Raw genomic sequence first — 25,868 nt, 5'->3', positions numbered from 1 at the left:
CAAATAGATAAATAATAAAAAAGTCCTATATTAGTTTTTATCGGACATTAATGATAAGAAATAAATGATAATGCTTATTAAAACTTATAAAACGGTCTTTCAACACGAACTCGCTTCTTTGTATGATGAAATGGAAACAGATAGCTTCTTCTACATTATACTGGAAAATCTGCATGGTTTGAAACGAATTGATTTGGCGCTCAACCCCGAAATGGTGATGGATGGTGCTCATTTAAAGCAATGGAAAAATATAGTTTCCGATTTGAAAACAGAAAAGCCGATTCAGTATATTTTAGGTGAAACTGAGTTTTATGGTTTGCAATTTGAAGTCAATGAAAATACGTTGATTCCAAGACCTGAAACGGAAGAATTGGTTCAGTTGATTATCAATGATGAGGAAAAAGGGAAGAGGGAAAAGGGAAAAGTGACGATTTTAGATATTGGTACGGGTAGTGGTTGCATTGCAATTACGTTGGCAAAAAATCTTTCTACTGCTGAAGTTTTTGCGATTGATGTTTCGGATAAAGCATTGGCTACAGCCAGAAAGAATGCTGCGATTAATGAAGTGAACGTCAATTTTATGCTGAAGAATATTCTGGAAACGGAAGATTTAGAACCGCAGTTTGATATAATTGTTTCGAATCCGCCGTACGTTCGGAATTTGGAAAAAGCGGAAATTAAACAGAATGTTTTAGAATACGAACCGCATTTAGCATTATTTGTTGAAGATGATGATGCGTTGCTTTTTTACAGAAAGATTGGCCAGTTAGCAAAGAAAAATCTAAATCTTAATGGAAAACTCTATTTCGAAATCAATCAGTATTTAGGGAAAGAAACAGTTGCGTTATTGGAAAATCTTAATTTCAAGAATGTAAAACTAATAAAGGATATTTACGGGAATGATAGAATGATCTCGTGTACTATTTAATTACAGAAATCTGCTTTCTAAATTCTGAAATCTAAACTCTTATTCGTAACGCAACGCCTCAATAGGATCCAACTGCGATGCTTTTATAGCAGGATACAATCCAGAAACTAAGGCGACGATAAAACTAGTTATAACCGCAGCGAGCATCGCGCCCCAAGGAATGACAAAATCCCAACCTGCTGCTACACAGATTCCGTAACCAATTAGGATTCCGAAAATAATTCCGAAAAATCCGCCTAATTGTCCAATAGTCAGCGTCTCTATAAAAAACTGCCACGCGATAGTTGATTTTTTGGCACCTAATGCTTTTCGAACGCCAATTTCACGAGTTCTTTCGGTCACAGAAACAATCATAATATTCATCAGTGCGATAGAAGAACCTAGAATGGTTATAATTCCCATAACCCAAGCCGAAATGCCTAAGAAGTCGGTTAAGCCTCCAATTTTATTCAGTAATTCATCACTTCTCGAAATTCCGAAATTATCTTCTTCTACGGGGTTTAATTTTCTAATTTGTCGCATTTCTACAACTGCATTGTCAATAGCTTCATCTAATAATTCCGCTTTCTGAATCATAATGCTCACCGAATAATTGATGTTAGGTTGTGAAAACATAGAGCGTGCGACTTGAATGGGAATCATCACTCTCAAGTCTCGGCTGTTGCCAAAAGTGGAACCTTTTTCCTTTAAAACACCAATAACTTTAAACTTGGCACCGCGAACAGACAAAGTTTTTCCAATTGGATTAACGTCTTTCAACAACCCTTTTGTAGCAAAATCAGAACCGACTACGCAAGAATATACATTATTTGAAATGTCAAAATTATTGAAATTCCTACCTTGCGCCACTTCCAAACCTGAATTGGGAATATAAGTGTCGTCAATTCCTAAAACGGTAATTTCAGGATCCGTTTTTTGGTTTTCGAATTTTACTTCAGCATTTCCTGCTGCGGTAAACGATAAAGAAGTTTGGGTTAGCGGATAGTTGTATTTTTCTCTAAAAGCTTTGGCTTCAGGATAGGAAATAATGGGATTTATTTTTTCGATTTCGTTACCGCCTTCTTGTCTTAACGTATTTTGGTATTGGTTAATGTTGAACGTATTGGAACCCATTGAAGCAAAACTGGTCGTAAGATTGTACTCTAGTGCCGTCACGATAGTTAGAATACCAACCAAGGCTGTGATTCCGATAGCAATAATAATAATTGTTAAAATTGTACGAAGCAACTGCGTTCGGATAGAACCCAATGCAATTTTTATATTTTCTCTGAAGACTCCTATTCCCACCATAATGCAAATTTGACACTAAAATACAGTTTTTGTTACAAGAAGATTTACATTAAGATATAAAATATTGATATTTGCAAATCAATATCAAATATCAGATATAGGATATTAGATATTTAAGATCTAAAATTTAATATTTCAAATTTAAAATGGCATCAAAACCAAGTATTCCGAAAGGCACAAGAGATTTTTCACCGGCAGAAGTTTCAAAACGCAACTACATTATTTCGATCATGAGAACTCATTTTGAGAAGTTTGGATATCAGCCAATTGAAACACCATCGTTTGAAAATTCAGAGACATTGATGGGGAAATATGGGGAAGAAGGCGATCGTTTGATTTTTAAGATTTTGAATTCAGGAGATTATTTGGATAAAGTTCCTGCGGAGCAATTACAAACTATAAACTACAAACAACTTACTGGAAAAATCTCTGAAAAAGCGTTGCGTTACGACTTGACTGTGCCGTTTGCGCGCTATGTGGTGCAGCACCAAAGTGAGATTGAGTTTCCGTTTAAACGGTACCAAATTCAACCGGTTTGGCGTGCCGATCGTCCGCAAAAAGGAAGATTTAGAGAATTTTTCCAATGTGATGCTGATGTTGTAGGTTCAAAATCATTGTGGCAAGAAGTAGAATTGGTGCAATTGTACGATTCGGTTTTTGCCGAATTGGGATTGAAGGGCGTAACGATTAAAATTAATAATAGAAAAATATTAGCTGGAATTGCTGCCGTTATTGGCGCTTTGGATAAGTTGATTGACTTTACGGTCGCGCTAGATAAACTCGACAAAATAGGCGAGGACGGCGTTAAAAAGGAAATGATTGAAAAGGGGATTTCGGAAACCGCATTAGAAAAAGTGCAGCTGTTATTTAATTTTACTGGAACGATTCAGGAAAAATTAAGTAAGCTTTCGACTTTGCTTTCATCGTCAGAAGAAGGAAAAAAAGGAATTGAAGAATTACAGTTTATTTGCGACAATGTTACTAAGTTAGGTTTGAAACAATCCGTTTTAGATTTGGATGTGACGTTAGCACGCGGACTGAATTATTATACTGGAGCCATATTTGAAGTTTCGGCTCCGAAAGAAGTGGCGATGGGTTCGATAGGCGGCGGCGGACGGTATGATGATTTGACTGGAATTTTTGGTTTGAAAGACATGAGCGGGGTAGGAATTTCGTTTGGATTGGACCGAATTTATTTGGTTTTGGAAGAATTGAATTTGTTTCCAGAAACGGTAACGACATCTACGCAAGTGATGTTTTTAAATTTGGGCGAAAGCCAAACTTTTGAAGCGATGCAAACCATTACAACGTTGCGAAATAAAAATATCAAATGTGAAATGTATCCGGATGCGGCTAAGATAGACAAGCAATTTAAGCATGCTGAACGCAGAGGGATTCCGTTTGTGGTTAAGGAAATTAAGGATTCGAAATTTACTTTTAAAGATATTCAGACTGGGGAACAAGTTGAGGTGGATTTGGATGGGCTTTTGGAGAAGTTGGAATTTAGAAATTAGAAATTAGAAGGGAAAGAAGAAAGTTCGTGTTAGCCCCGATGGGAGCGGCATCCTTTTTCTTTTTTTAGAAAAAGATAGAGCGGACAGCGGGAGTGAAGGTCTTGAATAACGGAAAGGTTGTGCTTCAAATTAGTAAATACACTATCTATTTACAAACAAAAAATCCCCGATTAGCGGGGATTTTTTAATTGCAGTTAGTGTCAAATAAAAGCAAAACAAATTATTTTTTTACAAGGATTTTTTTAGTTACGTTTCCACCGTCAGTGATTACTTTTACGATATATGTTCCTGTGCTTACATTAGCAACTTGTAGCTGGATGTTCGCTTGATCTTGGTTGTCAATTTTCCATTCTGATACTTGTTGTCCTAATAAGTTGAACAAGGCTACAGATTTAACAGTTACTTGCTGTAATGGGTTTTTGATGTTAATCATGCTGTTCGATTGAGAGTGCGTTACTCCAATTCCAAAATTAGCTTCCTGATCAACAGTTCCAAGTGAAGTTCCGTTTGTAAATCTCAATGTGAAACGGTTGTCGTAAGTTCCAGCAGGAAGGTTTACTTCATAATTCTGAGATTTAATGCTGTTGTAGGTCTGAGTTACATTATCATGGATGAATATTTCTTGATCATCATCAAAGTTTTCTTTTCCATCCACTACGAACGTAACATTTCCTGAAGTGGCATTTTTAACTCCGATGGGATAGCTAGCATTCACATCGAAGAATCCTTCACCACTAATGTTTAATTTGTCTGTTCCATTGATGAAATACATATCATTTGTAAGCGATTCAATGCTGATACCATCATAGCCATTATCAAATCCAGAAGTTGCATTTTCGTTCATGAACCCAATCAAAGTCTGTCTGTGTAAGTTATCTGTTGAATTGTACCCTACACGTACCTTCATGAATTGGTCCTCTTCAAAAGTATCATTTGCATTATTCGTTTCTGGGTTAGCTGAAACCGTATTGTTGTTGTTTTTGAACATAGTATACGAATTTACAGTGTCGTCTTCTTTTACAAATAATCGTTGCCCATTGTTGAAATTAATTGTTCCACCAGTTGCTGAACCCGTTACAAAGAATCCTTGACCAACAGGCATGAATCTTTTTGGTATTGTGCTACTTGAACCCAATCCGCTAATTCCGGCAGGAGCTACAGGCGGAGTTCCACCCGTTTTAGTGTAGGTTGCATAACCTCCTTGGTACTCAATAGTATTATGAGAATTGTTAGTGCTGTAGTGTTCCCAGATGTATAATGTACCTTTTAAGCTAGAGGCGTTGTCATCAATAAATTTGTTAGCATCAATAGCAGAAGGGTAAGGGTTACCACATAAATTTAGATTTCCGGCACCAACAGTAGAAGTAATAATTCCGCTGTTTGGTTTACCAGCAAAGGTGTAGTTCTGATTTTCTACGATAGAACCATTTCCTTTCATAGTATAGCCTTGTCCGGGTAATAATGCTCCATTTTGTCCAACGGAAGACCAGTTAGCATAAGCATTGCTAGAATTTTGGAATTTGAATATCCAATAGCTACTCAATGTCATTGCGGGTGTTGTTGGGGAACCATTCACTCCAGTTGTCCATAATAAATTTTGGATGTTGTTAGGATCCGTTCCGTCTTTCATAACTCCAGCCACTGTGAAACCGTGATTGATAGTAGTGTTGTTTATTGAACTCACTGGTGATGACCAATAGTTATAGTTGAACTTGTTAGATTGTCCTTGTTGATCTCTTTCAATTGAACCAGCACTAGTTGCCTCTAAATCAGAGTTAGTGGTTTGAACCAATTGTGATTTTCCTACTAAGTCAATTTTACCGTCTAATTTCAAGTACCAATCGTTTTGAAGCTTAGTGTCATTTGTCATATTTACCGTTACTGCTGGATCAATGAACATTGCCAAGTCCGTACTGTTTGCTGTTTCTGTAATATTGTGTTTTACTTGAATAATTGAATAATCAAAATCTAAAACATCCAAACCTCTAATATCTTTAGTAACATCATTTACAGCTGTAGCAAATGTTCCTGCTCTGAGAGTAGTGAATGGCATTGGCGCTTCTTGGTACTTGATCACTTTATGATTATACAATTTCATTCCAGTTCCGGTATCCACAGATGGCGTTGTTAAATTATCAACGATATCATCTTTATAGGTGTCCATTCTGTAATATTTCACCACGTTTGCGAACGGCAATGCACCGATATCTTTAGGAACAATTGCACCTCTTACTTGTGATGCGTTATTTTGAATTTCTTGATACACCATTCGCTGAACTTGCTCAGGCGTTAAGGCTGTATTGAATACGCGCACTTCGTCTATTTTACCTTTAAAGAAGTTGGATGCAGCCGCTGGGTTTTTACCCAATGTTAGCCTCGATGTGTCGGCAGCAATATTTCCAGTAATTGCTTGAGATAATACTAATCTTCCGTTTAGGTATAAGTTCAAACTTCCATCTCCATAAGTAGCTGCAACATGATACCATTGTGCGGTATTCAAAGGTGTTGCAAATGTTATAGGTGTTCCGTTTATCACCGCTTGAAGAGTTCTAACAGTAGTTACTCTGATGTAAAATCTGGTTTGCCCTACAACATATCCTGCACTACTAAATCCGCTATTCAAATCTATCCATGCCATTAATGTGGCACTAGGTAATCCACCTAAAATTGAAGCGTCTTCGGCATAATCGTTTCTACCATCAAAATCTAAGAACAGTTTTCTGTTCAAATCACGAGGGGAACCAATTAATGTATTATTTGTGTCAAATGTATCCGTAATCCCATCTCTGTCCAAATCTCCGCTGCCATCTATTCTTCCGTCATTATTAGCATCTAAGCTACCATACAAACCAGTTTTTATATCATTAAGTCCGTCGTCATTTGCGTCTAATTGTAGATAATCTGCGATACCGTTAACATCACTGTCTTGAGCATAAGCTCTAGTAGTTGTTCCGAAAACTGTTGAGTTATCAAAAAGATCTAACAACCCATCACCATCTGAGTCTAAACCATCACCTTTTCCATCACCATTGATATCACCGTCACCATTTAAAAGACCTGATTCGTCAACGTCAAATGCTGTGTCATTATCACTATCTAAATCCAAATTGTCGTTTACGCCGTCACCATCAGTATCTGTAATATTGTAAGTTCCGTTAGTTATCATTGTTTCGATATAATCGTTTAAACCATTCGTATTAGCATCAACCCATGTCGCAGCACTACTTCTGTCCATTGTTGATTTATTAGTGCTTAATGCTTTGAAACCGGCTTCTTCAATAGATGGAATACCATCGTTATCGTCATCTACATCGTTAATATCAGCAACAGTATCACCATCTGAGTCAATACAGTTTTGGTTAATTATAATCTCAACATCGTCAATAAAATTACCAAATGATAAACCTCCCGTTGATGTTACAGCAATAAATGCTAAAACAATGTTGGTTTGCCCTACTGGAATTGTATAGGTGCCTGAGTAAGACCCCCAAGATGTATTTCCATCAATCATACTAACAATTGGACTTGAAGCTTGAGCTAATGCTAAAGTAGCTCCAAATCTCACATCGGCTCTATCTGTACCTGATCTTCCTCTGTGTTTGATTGACCAATTAATAGTTCCACCAGCACCGTTCAAACAAAATGATTGGTATAATGTTCCTGCAACATTTGCATTTAATTCGGCAAATTGATTTCCAGCTGCAGCGGGTACACCATTGAATCCTGTACTCCATATTTCGATAAATGGCTCTGCATCGTTTACCCATCCTAGTACATTTACAGCTGGTTCAATGCTGTATGTTGAAGCTCCTATTACTACTGTTTCAAAACTACCATTAACAAATGGGTCACTAATACAATCTCCACATTCTACAGTATCAATAATTCCATCATTATCATCATCTTGATCAGTATTGTTTTCAATTCCATCACCATCATTATCAAGTAAACCAGTTCCTTGAATAGCAAAAAAGTATGGGTTTTCATCACTATCGTTATTTACGATGTTTATTTGGGCAACTCGTGTAAATACTGCATTTGGATTAAAGGTTACTGAAAAAGTTGTACTAGAACCAGCACCAATTGTAAGTGTTCCAGGATTTGCAGTTACACTAAATTCAGAAGCATTAAGTCCGCTAACAGTTGGATTAGCTATTGTTAACGAAAGTGAACCTGTATTTCTAATAGTAAAAGTTCTTGTTATTGTTGCTAGATTAACATCAGTTGATCCAAAATCTGTTCCGTCATTAACAGAGGTTATCATGTCTCCACTAGCAATTGATAGAGCAAGTCCTTGAACATCTATTTCTCTGGATAAACCAGTTCCTTGAATAGAAAAGTCATACGGGTTTTCATTACTATCATTATTTACGATACTTATTCTTGCTGATCTTGTTCCTATGGCAGTGGGTAAAAATGTTATCACAAAAGTTGTGCTGTTAAATGCCGCGACTGTCGCACTTGGAGGTGTAGTCACTGTAAATTCTGAGGCATTAGCACCACTAATTGTTATAGTTCCTGTTGTCAAAGCAATATTACCATTATTAAAAATAGTAAATGTTCTTGTAGCAGCAACAGAACTAAAATCAGTCCAGTCAGCAACAGTAGGCGTTATATCACCATCAGGAATCGAAGTTGTATTTCCTTGAATATCTATTTCTGGTATTATACCAAATCCTTGTATTGAAAAATTATATGGATTTTCATTAACATCATTATTTATAATGCTGATTGTTGCAGTTCTAATATTGATCGCAGATGGGTTAAAAGTAACTACAAAAGTTGTTGAGCTATTAGCGGCAATTGAAGAAGCCGGTAGCGTTGTAACTGTAAAGTCTGAAGCATTAGGACCACTAATTGTTACAGCACCAATAGTTAATGCAACACTTCCTGTGTTACGAATTGTAAAAGTTCTTGTTCCTGCAACATTGTTAAAGTCAGTCCAGTCAGCTGTTGTTGGAGTCGTATCGCCATCAACAATAGAAGCTCCATTTCCGAGAACATCAATTTCTTGCTCAACGCCATTTCCTTGTATTGCAAATGTATATGGATTTTCGTCTGCATCATTATTTACAACAGAAATAGTAGCCGTTCGTATTCCAATAGCCGTTGGAGCAAAAGTTACAACAAAAGTTGTAGAACCCCCAATTCCTACAGCACTAGCTGGAGGAGTTGTTACAGTAAATTCACTAGCATTTGCGCCAGATATTGAAATTGTTCCAACTGTTAGTAAAGCAAAACCTGTATTGCGAATAGTAAAAGCTCTTGTAGTATTTGTAGTGCCATAATCGGTCCAGTCTAGAGTAGTTGGAGTAGTATCTCCATTTACAATAGAGGTTGCATTTCCTAGAATATCTATTTCGGTGTAATTTACAGTTGCAACTACAGGAGTTCTTGTTGCAGATGGGCAACTTCCGTTGATTGCCTCTACATAAAAAGTTGTAGTTGTAGAAATAACTGGAGTAGTAAAACTTGTCCCTGTACCTAAAGACGAACCGCCAGTTGCAGCAGCATACCAGTTTAATGTTCCGATAGAAGCTGTAGCACCAAGTAAAACAGTTCCAGCTCCGGTTCTTGATCCTGGAGTTGTTCCTGTTACCGTTGGAGATACTGTAATTGTTAGGGTTTTAGTTGAAGTTGCATTTCCACATGCAGCATTTCCGAAAGCAGTTAATGTCAAAATTACACTTCCTGCAGTAATATCTGCCGCACTTGGATTGTAGGTACAAGTTGTTAATGAGTTTGCATTGGCAAAAGTACCCGTTCCGCTTGAAGTCCAAGTAACGCTTGTTTGATTTGTTGCGCTTGAACCCCCTGTAATATTGGTTGCACCACTAGCAGTACAAGCAGTCATTGTTGGTCCAGCCACGGCAGTTGGTAAAGTAGAAATGGTTACTGTTTTGTTTGAAGTTGCATCAGCACATCCTGCGTTTGAAGCAGTCAAAGTTATTACGACACTTCCAGCAGTAATATCGGCAGCACTAGGAGTATAAGTGCAAGGGGTTAATGCTGTTGGATTAGAAAAAGTACCTGTTCCAGTTGAGGACCATAGCACACTTGTTTGATTTGTTGCACTAGCTCCATCAACAATGCTAATTGCACCTACTGAAGAACAAGTTGTAATTGCTGTACCAGCTACAGCAGTCATTGCTCTGCTGATAAAGATAGTTTTAGTTGAAACTGCATTACCACAAGGAGCATTTCCGAACGCTGTCAATGTAAGTGTTCTGCTTCCTGCAGTAATATCGGCTGCACTTGGAGTGTATGTACAATTTGTTAATGAATTTGCATTAGCAAAGGTCCCACTACCGTTTGAAGTCCATGCAACAGAAGAATAGTTTGTTGCACTAGCTCCAGCAGTAATGTTTACAGCTCCAGTTGTATTACAGGTATAAATAGCGGTTCCTGCAACCGAAGTTGCAATACCATTTATAGTCAAGGTTTTATTTGATACAACGTCTGGACATGCACCATTTGAAGAAGTTAAAATGATAGTTACGCTTCCCGCACTGATATCAGCAGCACTTGGGGTGTAAGTACACGTTGTTAATGAATTTGCATTGGCAAAAGTTCCTGTACCGCTTGAAGTCCAATTGATACCAGTATGGTTAACAGAAGTTGCACCTGTAGTAATATTTATTGCACCAGCAGTAGAACAAGCAGTAATGTTACTTCCTGAAATAGCCACTATAGTATTTTTGATTGTAATTGTTTTGGTTGAGGTAACGTTTCCACAGGGAGAATTTCCAAAGGCCGTTAATGTTAGTGTTCTGCTTCCTGCAATGATATCAGCCGCACTTGGAGTATAAGTGCAAGTTGTTAATGAAGTTGCATTGGCAAATGTACCAGTACCGTTTGAAGTCCATAATAGTGAACTATAGTTGGTAGCACTTGAACCCGTTGTAATGTTGATAGGTCCTCCAATGGAGCAAGCGTTGATTGCAGTTCCCGCCACAGCTGTCGCCACTGAATTTATCGTAAGTGTTTTAGTTGCCGTAGCATTTGTACAACCAGGGGATGCCGCAGTCAATGTAATTAGTACGCTTCCAGCAGCAACGTCAGCTGCACTAGGAGAATAGGTACAAGTTGTTAATGAATTTGAATTAGTAAAGGTACCTGTTCCACTTGAAGACCACGTTAAAGTTGAATAATTGGAAGCACTTGATCCGCCAGTAATATTCACTAAAACGCTTGTTGAACATAATGTTATATTTCCTCCAGCAATGGCGGTTGAGGAAGAAGTGAAAGTTAAAGTTTTGGTTGAAGAAACACTACCACATCCTGGATAGGTTGCTGTAAAAGTTAAATTTACACTTCCTAAAATGATATCGGCAGCACTTGGCGTATAAGTACAAGCAGTTGTTGTGTTTGCATCTACAAAAGTTCCAGTACCATTTGAAGTCCATAAAACTGAAGCACCAGAAGAGGCACTTGCTCCAGCGGTAATATTAATAGCGGCTCCGGCATTACATGTTGCTATTGCTGTACCTGCATTTGCACTAGGCGTACTGTATGCTTCTATAATTACTGTATTATTGCTCGTAATTGTATTTGTGCAGTAAGATGATGTTAAATTAGTAATGGTAATTGTTGTTGTTCCGATATTTATTGCGGCAGTTGTAAAAGTTCCTGTGCCAGCCGTAGTAACCGTCATGGAAGCTGATGAACTTATTGATGTTGCTCCTGCTGCAGTATAAGCTACAGTATATTCTCCAACTGGCAAACTTGTTGCTGTTGAAGTAAGTGTTATTACAGATGCTGAAACGCCACATTTATCGGGAGAAGTAACAGAGGTTAAAGCATATGTAGGACATGTGTATGTTATGATCATATAACCACCAGCACCGTTTCCTCCAAATGAATTTCGGGTACCACCGCTTCCACCACCACCATAAATATTACCTGTATTTCCAGTAGCTAAGTTTGTTGTTGTTCCGTTAGCTCCCGTTCCTGCGAAGCCACCGCCAGAGATTCCTCCTGCCGTAACACTTCCAAGACCACCGTCGCTGATGGGACCGGCAGCACCACCACCACCTGCAGAACCTGAGGCTAATCCAGTTCCACCCTTTCCTCCATCAAACGTTGCTCCATTTCCACCATTTCCACCAGTTGCACCGCCAGAATATCTTCTTCCACCAGCACCGCCATTTGCTATAATTGAGGTTAAATCAAAAGTTGCCGATGTAGTTGTTCCGTTTCCACTTGTCGTAGTAGCAGTAGCTGTACCGCCTGTTCCAACGTTCATTGTGTATGTTGACCCCGGAGTTACAGTAGCTGTAGTGAGTACCGAATAGCCACCGCCACCGCCACCGCCACCGCCGTTTTTATTTGATCCACCACCATATCCACCAGCACCACCAGCACCATAGGCTTCAGCTTTTACTGTTGTTACACCGGCTGGTGTGATAAAACTTCCGATAGAGGTATAGGTTTGCGTACTTTGACCTCTAGATATAGAGGAGACTATTAATAGCACTATTAATAGCATTAACTTTTCTGATTTAAGTAATAATTTTTTCATAACTCTGGGTTATTATGATTTTATTAAATAAATGAAGCTCGGTACTTCATTTTGTTTTATTTGACGATTCAAAACTATGTAAGAAGTTTAAATAAATCGATAAAAAGCACAAAAAAATCGATGAAATGCATATTTATCTTTTATTTAAATATAAAAAACTTACAAAATAATTTTTAGTTATCTGAAATTATCGATAGAATTTTTTATTGATAATCAACTACATAAGAAAAGGAGAATAAAGGATAGGAGAGGTATAAAAAAAAGGGTTCGGAAATTTTCAAACCTTTTTGATTTTTAGTGCGAAATAGTAATTTGATTTCCCTAACACAAGATTACTTTTTGGTCAAATAATAGAATATTAATTAAGATATAAAGTGCATTATACCGATTTTATTATCATACAGGAAAATAATTATTTTTTCTATTGTGGATGTTTATTTTACTACTAAACAAGTTGAAATAATTGCATTTAATTGTGGGTAACGTCATTAGTTGCTTCACAATGTGGTCAACCGACTGCAGCATCGTTGACACAACAGTTGAACATTACGCCTTATCCAGGTTTTCCTAACTATAGAGTTAAGTTGGAAGAAATTAGTGGAGAGGATGTGGTTACTACAGAAGAGAAAATATTTGTTTATTCTAACTTTAAATTGAATCAATTCTCAATTGCAGGTTCAGGGAAAAACTGTAATGTTTTTGTAGCTATTAAATTGAACGGTGTGTTTGGAGATTATGATACACCTTGTGATTTGTTCACCGCTGCAGCGCCACGAACAATTAAACCAGAATTCAAAGCTACCGCTTATCCAAACTCATTCGCTACTAACTTTATGATTGATGTTAAAACGTCAGGCGAATCGGTTGTTATAATAAAGGTTTACGATATGGTTAGAAGATTGATTGACCAAAGAGAGGTTCGTGTATTAGACATAGAAACGACAACAATTGGAGAGCGTTATCCGAGTGGTATTTACAACGTGGTTGTGTCACAAGAAGATACTGTTGAAACGGTTAGAGTGGTGAAGAGATAATCAAAATAAAAATTCTCTCCCGATACTTCGGGATGCGCTCAGGGTGACAAATAGATTAAATAAATTAAAAGACCTTCCAGTAACTGAGGGTCTTTTTGGTTTCAAATTTATGCTAAATCATACATTTTGTACAGCATTGGCAAAATTTTTGACATAAAAAAAACGGTTTAGAAAGTCTAAACCGTTTATCTTCAAAAAATTGATGTTCGTAGCGAGAGGGAGATTTGAACTCCCGACCTCAGGGTTATGAATTTCATATTTTATGCTATTCAAACCCCTTATATTGTTGGTTTTTTGAAAATCGTGTACCGTTTCGTGTACTCAAATTAAGTCGCAATATAATCATTTTTTTAAACAATTCTGATGCCATTTCCTTTTTCATCAATCAAGTCAAATGTTTCAATCAGAGATATAATAGAAGGATTTATTTTAGACAACCTTTGGATTTTCTTTTCAGTATCAGATAATACTATTTCAAGGGTTTTTTTACTTGCATCTTTTTTTATAGCAAAATAAATATCCGCTAAATCTGCTCCTGTTTCAAATTCCGATTTTTCAACTATTGAACTACATTTGATTTTAAAACCTTGCTTTTGCAATTCGATTACTTTCTTATTCCAGTCTTCAAATTCTCCCTTATCAGGATAGACAACAATATTCTCTTTCTTGATTGGTTCTAACAATTGCAATTTTAAATTTTGTTTGCTTCCTGTTGCCATCCATTTATATTCGGGGATAAATAGGCTCATTATTATTGCCGTTTTTTCAGATTCAACAATTGCAATTGTATTGCAATTATATTGCAATGGCATTGCAATTGTAGTTTTAAGTAGGTGCAACCCGAATAAACACTGCATAAGGTTGAATTTATCTTGATTGATTTTCTTATGAACCCAATTGATATGTGGAAAAGGAATTTTTACTCGTTTACCTGTAATTTCATTAAATAGAATTATTTTACCAGTATGGACTTTTTGAGTTTGATTTATTTGCCAAAATACAGTTGCACCTTCCCAATGTTTTGAAGTTCCTATATTATATTTTGAAATGCAATTTTCAACTTCTTCTTTTGAAAAATGATTATGGAGAAATTTTACAAAATTATTATTGCAGTACTTTTTTAAAGATTGCTTTACTAATGTTGGTTCAATAAAATCAGGAATGATGTTTATCTTTTCAATGTTGACAATTGCAATGCACTCATTTTGTTTTGGAATATTTTGATAACCGCAATTTGTTTCTCTATCGCATCTGCCGAAAGCTTCATTATGATATTCATTACTGATTTGATTGATGTATCTAACTAATCTCCTTTTGCCACAACTAGGACAAATAAACTTCTTACTCGATTTATCTAATGAATACTTAAATTCTGTCATAACTATTCGTAATAATCGTAATCCTCGTAGTCTTTACGACTTTTACGAAAATTACGAGATTGGTTTTTTGGGTTTAAAAACTGTTGCAAGCAAATATTCTATAGCGTCCTCTTTTGTGAATACGACTTTTTTGCTTTTTTTCTTTCTAAAGTCGTATTTGGGTTTTACTTCTTGTCCTTTTACCAATACCATAAATTTTTCCTTCTCTTCTGGAGAAAGTGCAAGGAAAACTTCATATGCTGTATTGGCAGTCATTTTTATAGATTATTTTTCTTTAAAATGATTCTTACTGTGCCTTCTGAAATACCTAGTAGTCTGCCAATCTCAGATTTTGAATTGCCCTTTTCAAATAGCTGTAATATTTTTGAATTGCGCTCATTTGCATCACCTACACTCAATGTTTTTAAATGCTCATTTTCTGAATCATAACCGTTAAAACTGAACTGTAAAAAGCTATTTACTTTTTCAATTCTGCAAACAATAATGTTTTCCGAATCATAAACCTGTTCACAATTACGTTGTTTAATTTGCTTTATATATCTCAACCCAATTTCTTGATGACTTTCTCCAATAGCAAAACTACTATCACAAAAATTCATTAGCATTTTGCTACCTGATAAATGGTTTTTTGTTATCGGTTTGCAAGTATCTATTTTTGGAGTATGCGCTAGAACTAAAATTGACAAACCATATTTGTTTTTCAAATCCTTTAAAAATTTCATCAATGGCAAAGCATCTTTAGCTTTTTCATTGTCAGTTTTTAAGTAGGTAATATTGTCAATAATTAAAACTTTAACCCCATAATCAATTATTGATTTTTCAAGTGAGTAAAAAAGAAAATCTTCAAAAGAGTTGAATCTTTTATCTTCAAAATAATCGGGATTAATTTCTGCTCTAAGGAAGTTTGAGCTAAATGAAAAATGATTTGTAAAATTTTCAGAATATCTGTTTTCAAACTGTTTGTCTGAAAGTTCAAAATCAAAATAGATTATTGGAATAGGTGGGCATTCTAATTTTAACCCACAAGTAGAAATTCCTGTACTGATGCTATTAGCAATTTGTACGGCTAAAATGGATTTTCCTAGATTAGTGTCGGCAAACAAAATACATATTTCTCCCTCAAACCAAAATTCGCCAAATAGCATTCTCGGGATTGGTCTGTTTTTGGCAATTTCAATAAATTGATTAGCTGATTTTATTTCAAAAATAGAGTTTGAATCAGGAACTAATTCTTTTCTTAACTCATCTTTGAAATTATCGAGATTTTCATTCATAACACTTAGATTTTTTTGCAAATCTATCGTGCTATGTTGTGAACAGTTTAATCTTATTGCTTGAAAGTATTGGAATTACAGTGCTTTACAAAGTTTAAAGAAGTTTACAAAACTTTAAAGTAATCAGTAAGCATCGTTTCTAGTTCATTAGTTATTCTCGAATAATCCGAATCTTTGGTTTCATTTATTGCATATCCGAAAATTGAAGGGTAAGTCCCGATGTTGCAATTAAATGTTCTTTTTAATGAATTATATAATTCATTTTGAGTGCCATAAGTAATAGTTAGCACTTCTTTTTTAATTAGGAAATCAATAATATACCTCAATTTTTTTCCTTTAATAGTTGGGTACTTCTTTAAAATAATACTTTCAATTTCCGAGTTTTTTTCATGGGAAATAAAATCTCTAAAGAGTTTTTCTCTTTGAGGTAGATTAATTGAAAACTTCTTAAATACTGATGTTTCCTTTATTTCTTGAATAAAAGTTTGTGGATTAAAAGTTTGAGCTCTCTGACCAGTGATTTTTTCAATTTCAGCTTAATGAGTATTAAAATTTAGATTTTGACAATTAAATAACGCTAGTGTGTTAGCATCTTTAATTGGGGAGTTTTTCTCAAAATAAAGTGATAATTGATTTGAGAAAAAGGTATAAGTTTCGAGTTGTTTTACGTAATTTTCAGATAGGTAATTGAAACCACTTTCACTTAATAACTCTTTATACTCTAGTAGCTTGAAACAGTTGGCTCTTAACTTGCCCGATTTTATAAGTAGTGTAGGCAATTCAAGACTATTTTCATATATGAAGTTCAACTCTTCATCAATATATATTATTCTATCAAGCACCGAAATACTCTCGTTAGGCAGTTTCCCAAATTCTTCCATATTTATAATTGACGTAGGTATATAGAAAATGAAGTTTCTATATATTTCATTGGTCAATTTATCATATTTTGAATTTAAGTCAGACATGGGTAGATTTTGGATGCTTTTATGTTTACCGCATCAATGAGGTAAACATCAGTTTTTTATGTTGTAATATATTGATTTATAACAGTTTTTGAATTTATTATTTCAATTTGAAATAAGCATTTTTAACTATAAAACTGGGTTTGCCATTGAAGTTTTTCCATTAGAAAATTTGCCTGTTTTATGACAGTATTTTTCGGGAAATTCCCAATTTTCAAAAGTTGCCCAAGTTCTATACGCTTCTAAAGAAAAAGGTCTTGATGTATCAAATGGAATTTTTACACCAGTTCTTATGCAATAACCTGAATCTGAATTATCATTTCTACTGTAGTTTTGGTTTCTACCTTTCGGTTCATTTACAGAATGAAATTCTTCTCTACTGGGCTTTACATCATTTTCAAATAATTCATAATCAAAGTCATTATAAAATTTATTTGCAAACCTTCTATTGTTATATAGTGAATGGGTTTCATCAAATAGAATTACACTATTAATGTATTTTTTAGAAAGACCTAAATTAGTTTTTTTAAACATTGGTCGTTTGACATATACACATGGATTTGATTTTATTACCTCGTTAGTTGAACTCATTGAATCAGTATAAAGTTTATCAATAGTCAATTTTGAAGTAGTAAAAGAGATACCATATTCAACATTGCCCGTCATTGATTTACCTAATAAGTTTAATGAAGTTAGAAGAGCTTCATTCTCATTTGAATAATATTTTGCGTGTAAGTTATTGCAGTAAATAATCACAATATTCTTAAACTCTTTGAAAAACTCCAAATCATTATTATTTAAGCTTCGTTGTGTTTCTCCTTCATTTTTGCCAAAAACTAGTATTACTTCTAGCTCAGGTCTATTTATAAGCTTAGCAAAAATCTTCTCCTTGCAATAGTCATCGAGTCTAATAAAAGGGGAAAGTATAATAAGTTCTTTCTTAGCATTCCAAATTATGTCGGTTAGTTTTTCATCTAACGCTTTTCCTGTAAAAAAATCTGCCATAAGTATTAAAACGCATTAAATTTATCTCCTAAATAATGTTTTAAGTTGTATTTTTTGGTGGTATCTAATGCTCTTTCCAAACAAATGAACTTCTTATCAATATTCGTTTTGAAATAGTCAACGGTGTCTGCATTAATTATTACATCAAGACAAATCAACGTTTCTTTTTCGCCATCGCTTGCAAGTTGTACTTCATTGCTTCCAAACTGGGTTTGCAAATCTACTTTGAAGTTAAGATTAAAGCCGTTTTTGAGTAATATCTCGGTTAACAGTTCGGGTTTATTAAAGGCATTGACTAACTGCGCTTCCTTGTTCGCAATGTAGGCTTTTAGTAATTTAATGTTTTCTGCTTCTGTTTTTTCGGGGTCGGGAGCAAAATCTACTCTTGGAAAATTAGACTTTTGCAATTTGAATACTTTAAACCCTAAATTGTTTTTTGATTTGTAGTTTTCGCTTGATGATTCAGCTACATTATCAAAAGGTAATTCTTTGCTTTTTTTCTTTTCCGTTTCAGCTATTTCGTTCTCTATTTTTTCGACAACTCTTTTGTTTCGCTCAATAGTAATATCGCTTATTTTTTTATAACCTGCCTTGAAAGCTTCACTTTTTTCATCTGTAGCTTCTGGAATTTGAACTAAAATAAATTTACGTTTTCCGTTATCTTCTTTATTGAGTTCCATCACTGCTTGTGCTGTTGTTCCCGATCCTCCGAAGAAATCAAGAATTAAAGCATTTTTGTCATTTATAATTGAATAAAAATATTTTACAAGAGATGCGGGTTTCGGGAAACTGAATATTTTACTGCCAAATATTTCAATCATTTCTTTATTGCCATCTTCACTCATTCCAACTTCTTTGGGTAAAAAAGTAGAGACTGCTTTAATTGCCTCTTCGCTACCATATTTTTTTAGTGCCTTTTCTTTATCCTCGCTTTCAAAAACCCTGAATGCTGGCGCATTTATATTTAAAAAATTATAAGTATCAGGAAACACTATTTTGCCTTTTGTGTAATAATCTTCAAAAGTATCTTTTGAAACACCCCACACTCTTTGAGGGTTATAATCGTATGCTGTATTATTTTTAGGATTAATCATTTGAAAAGCAGAATTAGGTCTTTCAAGACTGCTTCTTTGAGTTGTTAAATCCGAAAGTCTCCATCTATCATTGGGATAATCTTCTGATTGATAATATTTTCTTTCAATATTCAATCCTGCATTAAAACCTGTTTTGGCATATGAAATAATCCATTCATAATCTTGTGACACTCCAAATGGAACATCACTTTTAGCAGTTCTTTTTTTCCAAGGAAAAACAGCTATGAAATTTTCTTCTCCAAAAACTTCATCACATAATTTTCTTAAATGATGTACTTCGTTATCATCAATAGAAATGAAAATAACGCCATCTTCTTTTAGTAGTTGTCTTGCAATTAATAATCGAGAATACATCATATTTAACCAATTGGAGTGATAACGCCCATCAGTTTCAGAATTTGTATCAATCTTAACGCCATCTTCAATATATTCTGCATCTTCCCAATACCTTTTTTTGTCTTGCGTAAAATTATCGCTATACACAAAATCTTTACCTGTGTTATAAGGTGGGTCAATATAGATACACTTTACTTTTTCTCTATAACTACTGCTCAATAACTTTAAAACTTCTAGGTTTTCGCCTTCAATAATAATATTCTCACTTTGGTTTGGGTTTACGCTTCGGCTTTCATCAAATACTAACGTAGCGTTGCTAGGTGTAAACGCATTGCGCTTGGCTTGGCTTTTACCAAACCAACGAAATTCATAACGTTCAGTTTCGTTAATCAAATCTGGATTGACTGCTTTTTTAATTTCGTCAATGTTCAAATTACCTTCACTGGTAAACCAATCAGGGTAAAGTTGTTTTAAGGTTTGCAAACGTTCGTTGTTCCAATCGTTGCTATTTGGCATGAAGTCGTTTATGCTTTCCATTATTCTAGTTCCTTATTTTTCTTGTTTTCTAAACTTTTAGCATTTTTGCCTGTTACAATTTTGTCGCCTGTTTTGGCTTCAATTTCTTTTCTAGTATTTCCTGCAATAGTTCCACCTTGTTTGGCAATTATTTTACTTTCGTTAAATGTTTTCGGTGCTTTCTTTTTAGAAATTTCGGTTGTTGTTGCTTCTGCCAACATATTTAGTACTAATTCAAGATTAGTCATGTGGTCACGAAGATTTTCTTTTTTGAGGTCTTTTAATTGCTTGTACTGTTTGGTTGTAATTCCAGTCCAAGCTTTAGTAATTTCATCAGTAAGTATGGCATATTCTTGCCCTTTTTTTACACCTCTTTTATCCCATTCGTCAGTTAGTTCTTTGCGAACTTCAATACTTTTTAAACGTTGATTTATCCATTCTTTAGAATATCCCTTTTTGAGATAGGTTTCCATTAAACGGTCAAATCCAATTTCAGGGTCTTCAATTTCATCAATTCTTTCACGCCCCATTTTGGCTAACCAAAGTTTAAAAGGCTCTGCTTTTGGAGAAGGAACCGACTGAATTAAACGAAAAAGTTGTTCTGTATCAGCCACATCAGTCATTCTCATTTTTCCGTCAGGAGCTTTCATTTTCAAAGCGTGACAATTCGTCACGGTTTCATTTCCCTCTTCTTTAAGTCGTTGCTTTAGTTTTCTCCAGTATGCAGGAGCATCAACACTCTCTGTTAAAACTGACATAACATCAATTATGGAGAAATACCATTTTTCTTTTTCATCATCCCAAAGAGAACGGACTTTTTGGGTCTCGAATAGCTTTATGCTTGTTTGTTTTTCCATAATTGTTTTAATTTTAGGTGTACGTTGTTTTCGTACAACTGAATTTTTATAACTAAATGTTTTTATCACTTTGTTGCTGTCAGCAAAGTGATACTCATAATCACTTTCCCGACGTCAGGAAAGTGATAAATTACAACCATTTTCCTGACGTTGGGAATATGGTTATATAATTGTATTAATTGTTTTATCTGCTTCAGTTTTAAAGAAACTGTATTCTTTTACTGGAGCTTTGTACTGTACTTCTAATCCCAATTTTTCAAAATGCTTAATAGCGCATCTTATTTTGTAAATCTCACTTTCTTTTAGTGCTTTTTTGTCATTGATGTCATTTGTTCCTTTGGTTTCAATCACGAAATAAAACTCATTTTCATTGCCGTCTTTTAAGTTTTTACGTTTCATTACTAAACCAAAATCGGGTTCATAATCTCCAATTGGTGTTTTTATTTTATACCAACTAGGCAATTTAAGAAAACAAACTACTTCTACATCTTTATCAGCACCTAAAGAAAAATTTCGTTCTACATCGCTATCAATAAGCATTTTATCAAAAACTCCTTTATTGGGCGTTGCAACATACCCTTTGTCGGATATGTTTTTTACAAAATCATTAAACTCGAAAGGGAAACTTTCTCCAGTCAATTCATAGTTTAATCCTCTAATCATTTCGTCCAGTTCTGCATTACGAATTATCGTTGAAGCTTCGTGAATGAATCTAGGCGGATTTTTAATTACCTCTTTTAAATTAGTCAATTGGTCAAACACTTTGAACATGGAAGTATAACTCAATCCTGTATTCTCACTTAACTCTTCGATTAAATCTAGTGGAGTAAAATTTGTTTTTTGCTTTACATTTTCTGAACCTTGAAATGTATCTTGTTTTCCTTCTTCATTTATTGAATCTATCAAAAAACTAGATGCTTCAATGACAAAATCAGGAATTGTAATTTTATTAATTTCTTCGACAGCTCCATTAATTAAGCGTTCTTCATCAAAATTTACTGTGTATTCTGTTTTCTTGGCTAATGCACTCCAATATTTTCTGAATGCTTTATCAATACTATCATTTGTATTTCGTTTGAATTTCACTTCATCGGTATTAATACCTTTATGGTTGTTTGTCATTCCTGCTCCCGCACTTGATGTACCATAAATTGACTTAATTTCTTCTTGGTATTGAGTTACAAATGTTTCATAAGTTTCATTTGGAATGACCGTTAATTGGTTTATGCGTTCGTTATCGTCAACATCAATTGCATCATATACTCTTTGCCCTTTTTGATTAACACAAATACGCAATCCTCTACCTATTTCTTGTCGCTTTTTAGTTTCAGAATAAGAGTTGTTTAAAGTTGCAATATTGAATACGTTAGGATTATCCCAACCAACTCCTAGAGCCGAGTGAGAAAACACAAATTGAACAGGATTAGTTAGTGTTAGTAGTTCTTCTTTGCCTTTTAATATCAATTCATAAATTTTGGCTTGTTCTTTTACTCCTCCTTCATTGTCTGCAAATTCTCCACTTGATTTTTGAGCAAAATAATAACCTTGAACACTTTGTATATGTTCATCGGTTACACTATTTCCGTTATGATATTCGGGATAAATGGCTCTGTATTTTTCAACAAAAAGATTTTTGATTATTGGTGTTTCTCCTATGTAGTTTGCAACTCTATCAATGAAAACTAATGACAAACATTTTATTTCTTTTGATGCTAATTTTTGTGATTTTGTAAAATGTCTATGAATTAACCATTCAATTTGCAATGCCCAGATATTCTCTAAAGTACCTGAAATTTGTTTCTCTAAAATTTCTGCACCATTAGAAAATGAAACAGTCCATTTGCCAGTTTTCAAACTTTTATTGATGTTTGAAATGGAATAGTTTAGATAACTTGGGTTGTTTGTTTTTTCGCCTAAATTATCTCCATTAGAAAGCCAACCAGTAACTTTAAACTCAATTTTATTTGATGTTTTATTTAAATGCCATGCTTTCAGTTTTACTTTTGGGTCTCCTTTTCCAAATTGTATGTCAGCCAATTCAATTTTTAAAGTCGCTTCATCATTTTTTTCTGTAACTGTTAAGACTTCAATTTTCTTAACTAAACCCTCTTTATAACTATCATAAGGGGTTAATCTATAAAGCAAATTTTTGACAACCTTGTGTGTTGCCGAATACCGAATTTTATATAATGGATTGAGTTTAGCAATTTGAGTTATGGAATTTTCAGTATCCATTCCCTCTTGCGGTTCATCCATTATAATTATTGGATTGGTTTTCCCAATGGCTTCAATAAAAGGAATGTTATTGAATAAATCTTCTCTTTGCGCTTGATTCAAAATTTTATCTTCTGAATTGAAAGAAGCCAAAGTCATTATCATTACTTGGGGATATTGTTCCTCGATGAACTGACTTACTTTTTGGAGTTTTTTACTATCGTATTCAAACGCATCTGGTTTAAAACCATAAATGCTTTCCAGTTGTTTTTCAAATGATTTAAACGTTCCAATGATGTTTTGGCGAATTGCAACCGATGGAACTAGAATTATAAACTTTGTAAAACCGTATTCTTTGAAAAGTTCAAAAATAGTTTTGATGTAAACAAGTGTTTTACCTGTTCCAGTTTCCATTTCAACACAAATATCTCTGTCATTTGAAAGCTTTGCAATTTCCTCTGAAATTCCGTTTTCTAGTAATACATTTTTAATGTTATTTTCAATGTCAACGGTGGTAAGTTTTGTAGTGTTTGAACGAATGCCTTCAATACAAGAATTATCAAAATTATTTTTATCAGTTCCGTCAAAAATTTTAACGACTGATTGTATAGCGATGTCTTGATAATTAAGGCTTTCTAACTTAAATTCCATTAATGGAGGTTGTTTATTGTTGAATTGTAAATATAAATAGAAAAATACTATAATTTTAGTAAGAAATAATCAAATTACCTATCGTAGTAAATTTGAATAATCCTCTGGTAATTCTGCATCAATATCTCGTAGATATTTTTCAAGTGCAGTCATTGTAGAATGACCAGTTACAAGCATCAATTTGCTTTTAGTTTCAAATTGAGAGCTTGTTTTACGCATTTCTCTATATAATTTAGTGATGAAAGTATGCCTAAAACTGTACATTCCGTAATCTTTGTTTAGATTAAAATGTGTTTTTACAACTTCTTTAAATCGTTTTGAGAAATAGTCTCTTTTATTGTTTGGTTCTGTAATCCAATCTTGACCAAAGCCAGTAGGAGTGAAGAGAAAACTATCAGGATTATATTTTGATAAATCGGGTAAATCATCAATCAATATTTCAGGTATGATTTTGATTTTCACTGCCTTGTTTTTGGTTCTTAAATAAATTCTTTTGCCAATTAAATCAATGTCTTTAATCTTTAATTCACAAACTTCGATTGGTCTTAAAAAATTATAAGACACGAATTTTATAAATAGTAAAAGTATTTGGTCGTTTTTTTCGAGGTAAGAATAAATATCTATCTGCATTTGAGAGGTGTAAGTTTTATTTCTCTCGGGATTTGATTTTAAAACATTTATTTTTTTAGCTATGTTATCAGTAATTATCTCATTATCCTCTAAAACTTGGAACAATGAACTAAAATCGGCTCTTGTGTTATTTCTATTTCTAGCACTAGAATTAATTAATACTTCATTCAAATAATCATTCATAACCTTTTTAGTTATGTGAGTTATCGGTTTATTTTCATCTAATGACTTTCTGAATTTTCTAATTCGTAATTCAAAGTTTTTATATGAAGTATCTCTAATTGTATTCTTCTTTAAGTTTAAAGCAAATTCAAAAGCTTCTTTAATTGATAAAATTGGAGGTATTGCAATATTTTCTCTAGGTATTGCAATGATTTCATCCGTTATTGCAATGGTTTCATCAACAATTGCAATTTTTTCTTTTGGAATTGCAATGGTAGTTTTGTTTGTTTTTGAAGTTTCAAGTTCATTTCTATTGAGTAGCTCTTCAATATCGTTAATATCGGTGTTAGGATTAAAGCCTTTTTCAAGTAAAAATTCAAGTGCAATACTCATTGCACTCAAATAAGTAACTCTTTCCTTTTTAGTTTTAAACTTGTTTACATTGCCTTTAATGTTTGGCATTCTTTTTAGTTTGCCTGTTTTTGCATCTCTATAACTATAATAAACATACCAGTTTTTTGATAATGCTTCTGCTTTTTCTTTTTCGCTAAGTTGATTCCATAGCAAAATATTTACTCCGCCAGTAAAGATTTTTGGGGAGCTAAAGTCCTTTTGTTTCAACAAGTTTTTGTAGAGGTTAATTTGGTAATTGTGTTCTAAATCGTGTACTAAATCGTGTACTTTTTGCAAATGTATAAATATCTTAGACATAAAAAAAACGGTTTAGAGTACCTAAACCGTTGATTTCCTTACTTTCAATTTTGTAGCGAGAGAGAGATTTGAACTCTCGACCTCAGGGTTATGAATCCTTGCTTAACTTATTGATAATAAGTGTATTACATTAATAAAGTGCATAAAGTGTCACAAATGTGTCACGATGAACTATGAATTCAAACATTTAAAATCCTTTCATCAGGTAGATTCCAGAGTTGGAATTTCTTTCTTTTTTAATGGAAAGAGATATAGATTTTTCAGTGCTAAAATATTAGATATTGATATACAACCAAATCAGTATGATGATCCAGCAAAACAAGTAAAATTGGATGAAATGCTATTTGCATTTCGAAACATGTTAGAGAAAGGATGGAGACCAACTGATGCACTAAAGAATGATGTTGAAGTTAAGATTGAAGATATACTCCTTGAACATGCTTCACAACAAGCATTGAAACAAAAGTTATCAGTAAAATACAGTTCTTATTATGTGCGTGATTTAAAAAAGGCTGTAAATTGTATAGATAATTTCGTTAAAACTCAAAAATACAGAAATTTGAAATTTTCTGAGTTGGATATAACTAAAGCAAGAGAGTTATTGCTTTTTACAAGTGGATCTTCAAGAGTACAATTTAACTATAAGATTATTTATTCAGCGTTACTTGGCGAAATGTTTGACAGATATAAAATTTCTAACCCTTTCAAATCAATTAAACTTAAAAAGAAGGAAGTGGATATGCAAATAAAAATTACAGTTTAAGTTAAGCGACATTTTTGTAAATGT

16 protein-coding genes are annotated in these 25,868 nt (G+C 34.0%); 4 read left to right on the top strand and 12 right to left on the bottom strand.

The genetic code is table 11. The features are described from left to right. Positions 1-70: 70 nt before the first annotated feature. The gene (gene prmC, locus PSU83_RS07185) at positions 71-928 is read left to right on the top strand and encodes a peptide chain release factor N(5)-glutamine methyltransferase (RefSeq protein ID WP_300588363.1); all 858 of its coding nucleotides are present in this window, start codon (positions 71-73) and stop codon (positions 926-928) included. A gap of 39 nt (positions 929-967) precedes the next feature. On the opposite strand, the gene PSU83_RS07180 is transcribed toward prmC, so the two are convergent. Then, on the bottom strand, positions 968-2,218 hold the full coding sequence (locus PSU83_RS07180) for an ABC transporter permease (protein WP_300588362.1): 1,251 nt from the start codon (positions 2,216-2,218) through the stop codon (positions 968-970). Positions 2,219-2,364: 146 nt separating this feature from the next. On the opposite strand from PSU83_RS07180, the gene hisS reads away from it, so the two are divergent. After that, a complete protein-coding gene (gene hisS / locus PSU83_RS07175; RefSeq protein ID WP_300588360.1) occupies positions 2,365-3,732 on the top strand; it encodes a histidine--tRNA ligase in 1,368 nt (455 codons plus the stop codon). 220 nt (positions 3,733-3,952) lie between these two features. Here hisS and PSU83_RS07170 read toward each other — a convergent pair whose 3' ends face one another. After that, entirely contained in the window at positions 3,953-12,253 is an 8,301-nt protein-coding gene (locus PSU83_RS07170) for a choice-of-anchor D domain-containing protein (protein WP_300588359.1), read from the bottom strand. 473 nt (positions 12,254-12,726) lie between these two features. Here PSU83_RS07170 and PSU83_RS07165 point away from each other — a divergent pair, with 473 nt between their 5' ends. Continuing rightward, positions 12,727-13,287: a T9SS type A sorting domain-containing protein gene (locus PSU83_RS07165; protein ID WP_300588357.1), complete on the top strand. Its 561-nt coding sequence runs from the start codon at positions 12,727-12,729 to the stop codon at positions 13,285-13,287. Positions 13,288-13,637: 350 nt separating this feature from the next. Here the strand turns inward: PSU83_RS07165 and PSU83_RS07160 are convergent, their stop codons facing one another. From PSU83_RS07160 to PSU83_RS07115, 10 genes are all read right to left on the bottom strand, one after another. Next, positions 13,638-14,666, bottom strand: a complete 1,029-nt coding sequence (locus PSU83_RS07160; RefSeq protein ID WP_300588355.1) for a DUF6371 domain-containing protein — start codon at positions 14,664-14,666, stop codon at positions 13,638-13,640. 51 nt (positions 14,667-14,717) lie between these two features. Then, complete coding sequence (locus PSU83_RS07155; protein ID WP_300588353.1) at positions 14,718-14,921, bottom strand: hypothetical protein; 204 nt, start codon at positions 14,919-14,921, stop codon at positions 14,718-14,720. Between the two features lie 2 nt (positions 14,922-14,923). Beyond that, positions 14,924-15,940: an AAA family ATPase gene (locus PSU83_RS07150; RefSeq protein WP_300588351.1), complete on the bottom strand. Its 1,017-nt coding sequence runs from the start codon at positions 15,938-15,940 to the stop codon at positions 14,924-14,926. A 104-nt stretch (positions 15,941-16,044) separates the two neighbouring features. After that, entirely contained in the window at positions 16,045-16,266 is a 222-nt protein-coding gene (locus PSU83_RS07145) for a hypothetical protein (RefSeq protein ID WP_300588349.1), read from the bottom strand. A 210-nt stretch (positions 16,267-16,476) separates the two neighbouring features. Then, positions 16,477-16,908 carry a hypothetical protein gene (locus tag PSU83_RS07140; protein ID WP_300588347.1) on the bottom strand — a complete coding sequence of 144 codons (432 nt, stop codon included), beginning with the start codon at positions 16,906-16,908 and terminating at the stop codon, positions 16,477-16,479. Positions 16,909-17,034: 126 nt separating this feature from the next. Next, positions 17,035-17,910: a phospholipase D family protein gene (locus tag PSU83_RS07135; protein ID WP_300588345.1), complete on the bottom strand. Its 876-nt coding sequence runs from the start codon at positions 17,908-17,910 to the stop codon at positions 17,035-17,037. 5 nt (positions 17,911-17,915) lie between these two features. After that, on the bottom strand, positions 17,916-19,877 hold the full coding sequence (locus tag PSU83_RS07130; protein WP_300588343.1) for a site-specific DNA-methyltransferase: 1,962 nt from the start codon (positions 19,875-19,877) through the stop codon (positions 17,916-17,918). Further along, positions 19,877-20,713, bottom strand: coding sequence for a BRO family protein (locus PSU83_RS07125; RefSeq protein WP_300588342.1), 837 nt, complete (start codon positions 20,711-20,713; stop codon positions 19,877-19,879). Before PSU83_RS07125 ends, PSU83_RS07130 begins: the two co-directional genes overlap by 1 nt. Before the next feature lie 162 nt (positions 20,714-20,875). Further along, positions 20,876-23,578, bottom strand: a complete 2,703-nt coding sequence (locus PSU83_RS07120) for a DEAD/DEAH box helicase family protein (protein ID WP_300588340.1) — start codon at positions 23,576-23,578, stop codon at positions 20,876-20,878. 78 nt (positions 23,579-23,656) lie between these two features. Beyond that, positions 23,657-25,081 (bottom strand): site-specific integrase, encoded by a 1,425-nt coding sequence (locus PSU83_RS07115; RefSeq protein ID WP_300588338.1) that lies wholly within the window; start codon positions 25,079-25,081, stop codon positions 23,657-23,659. A 166-nt stretch (positions 25,082-25,247) separates the two neighbouring features. Here PSU83_RS07115 and PSU83_RS07110 point away from each other — a divergent pair, with 166 nt between their 5' ends. Further along, positions 25,248-25,844 (top strand): hypothetical protein, encoded by a 597-nt coding sequence (locus PSU83_RS07110; protein ID WP_300588336.1) that lies wholly within the window; start codon positions 25,248-25,250, stop codon positions 25,842-25,844. Positions 25,845-25,868: the final 24 nt, after the last annotated feature.

Origin of the sequence: Flavobacterium sp., from assembly GCF_029945805.1 — a bacterium.
Lineage (GTDB): Bacteria > Bacteroidota > Bacteroidia > Flavobacteriales > Flavobacteriaceae > Flavobacterium.
Note: the sequence above shows the minus strand (reverse complement) of the source record. Positions and strands in the feature narration are given on the sequence as shown.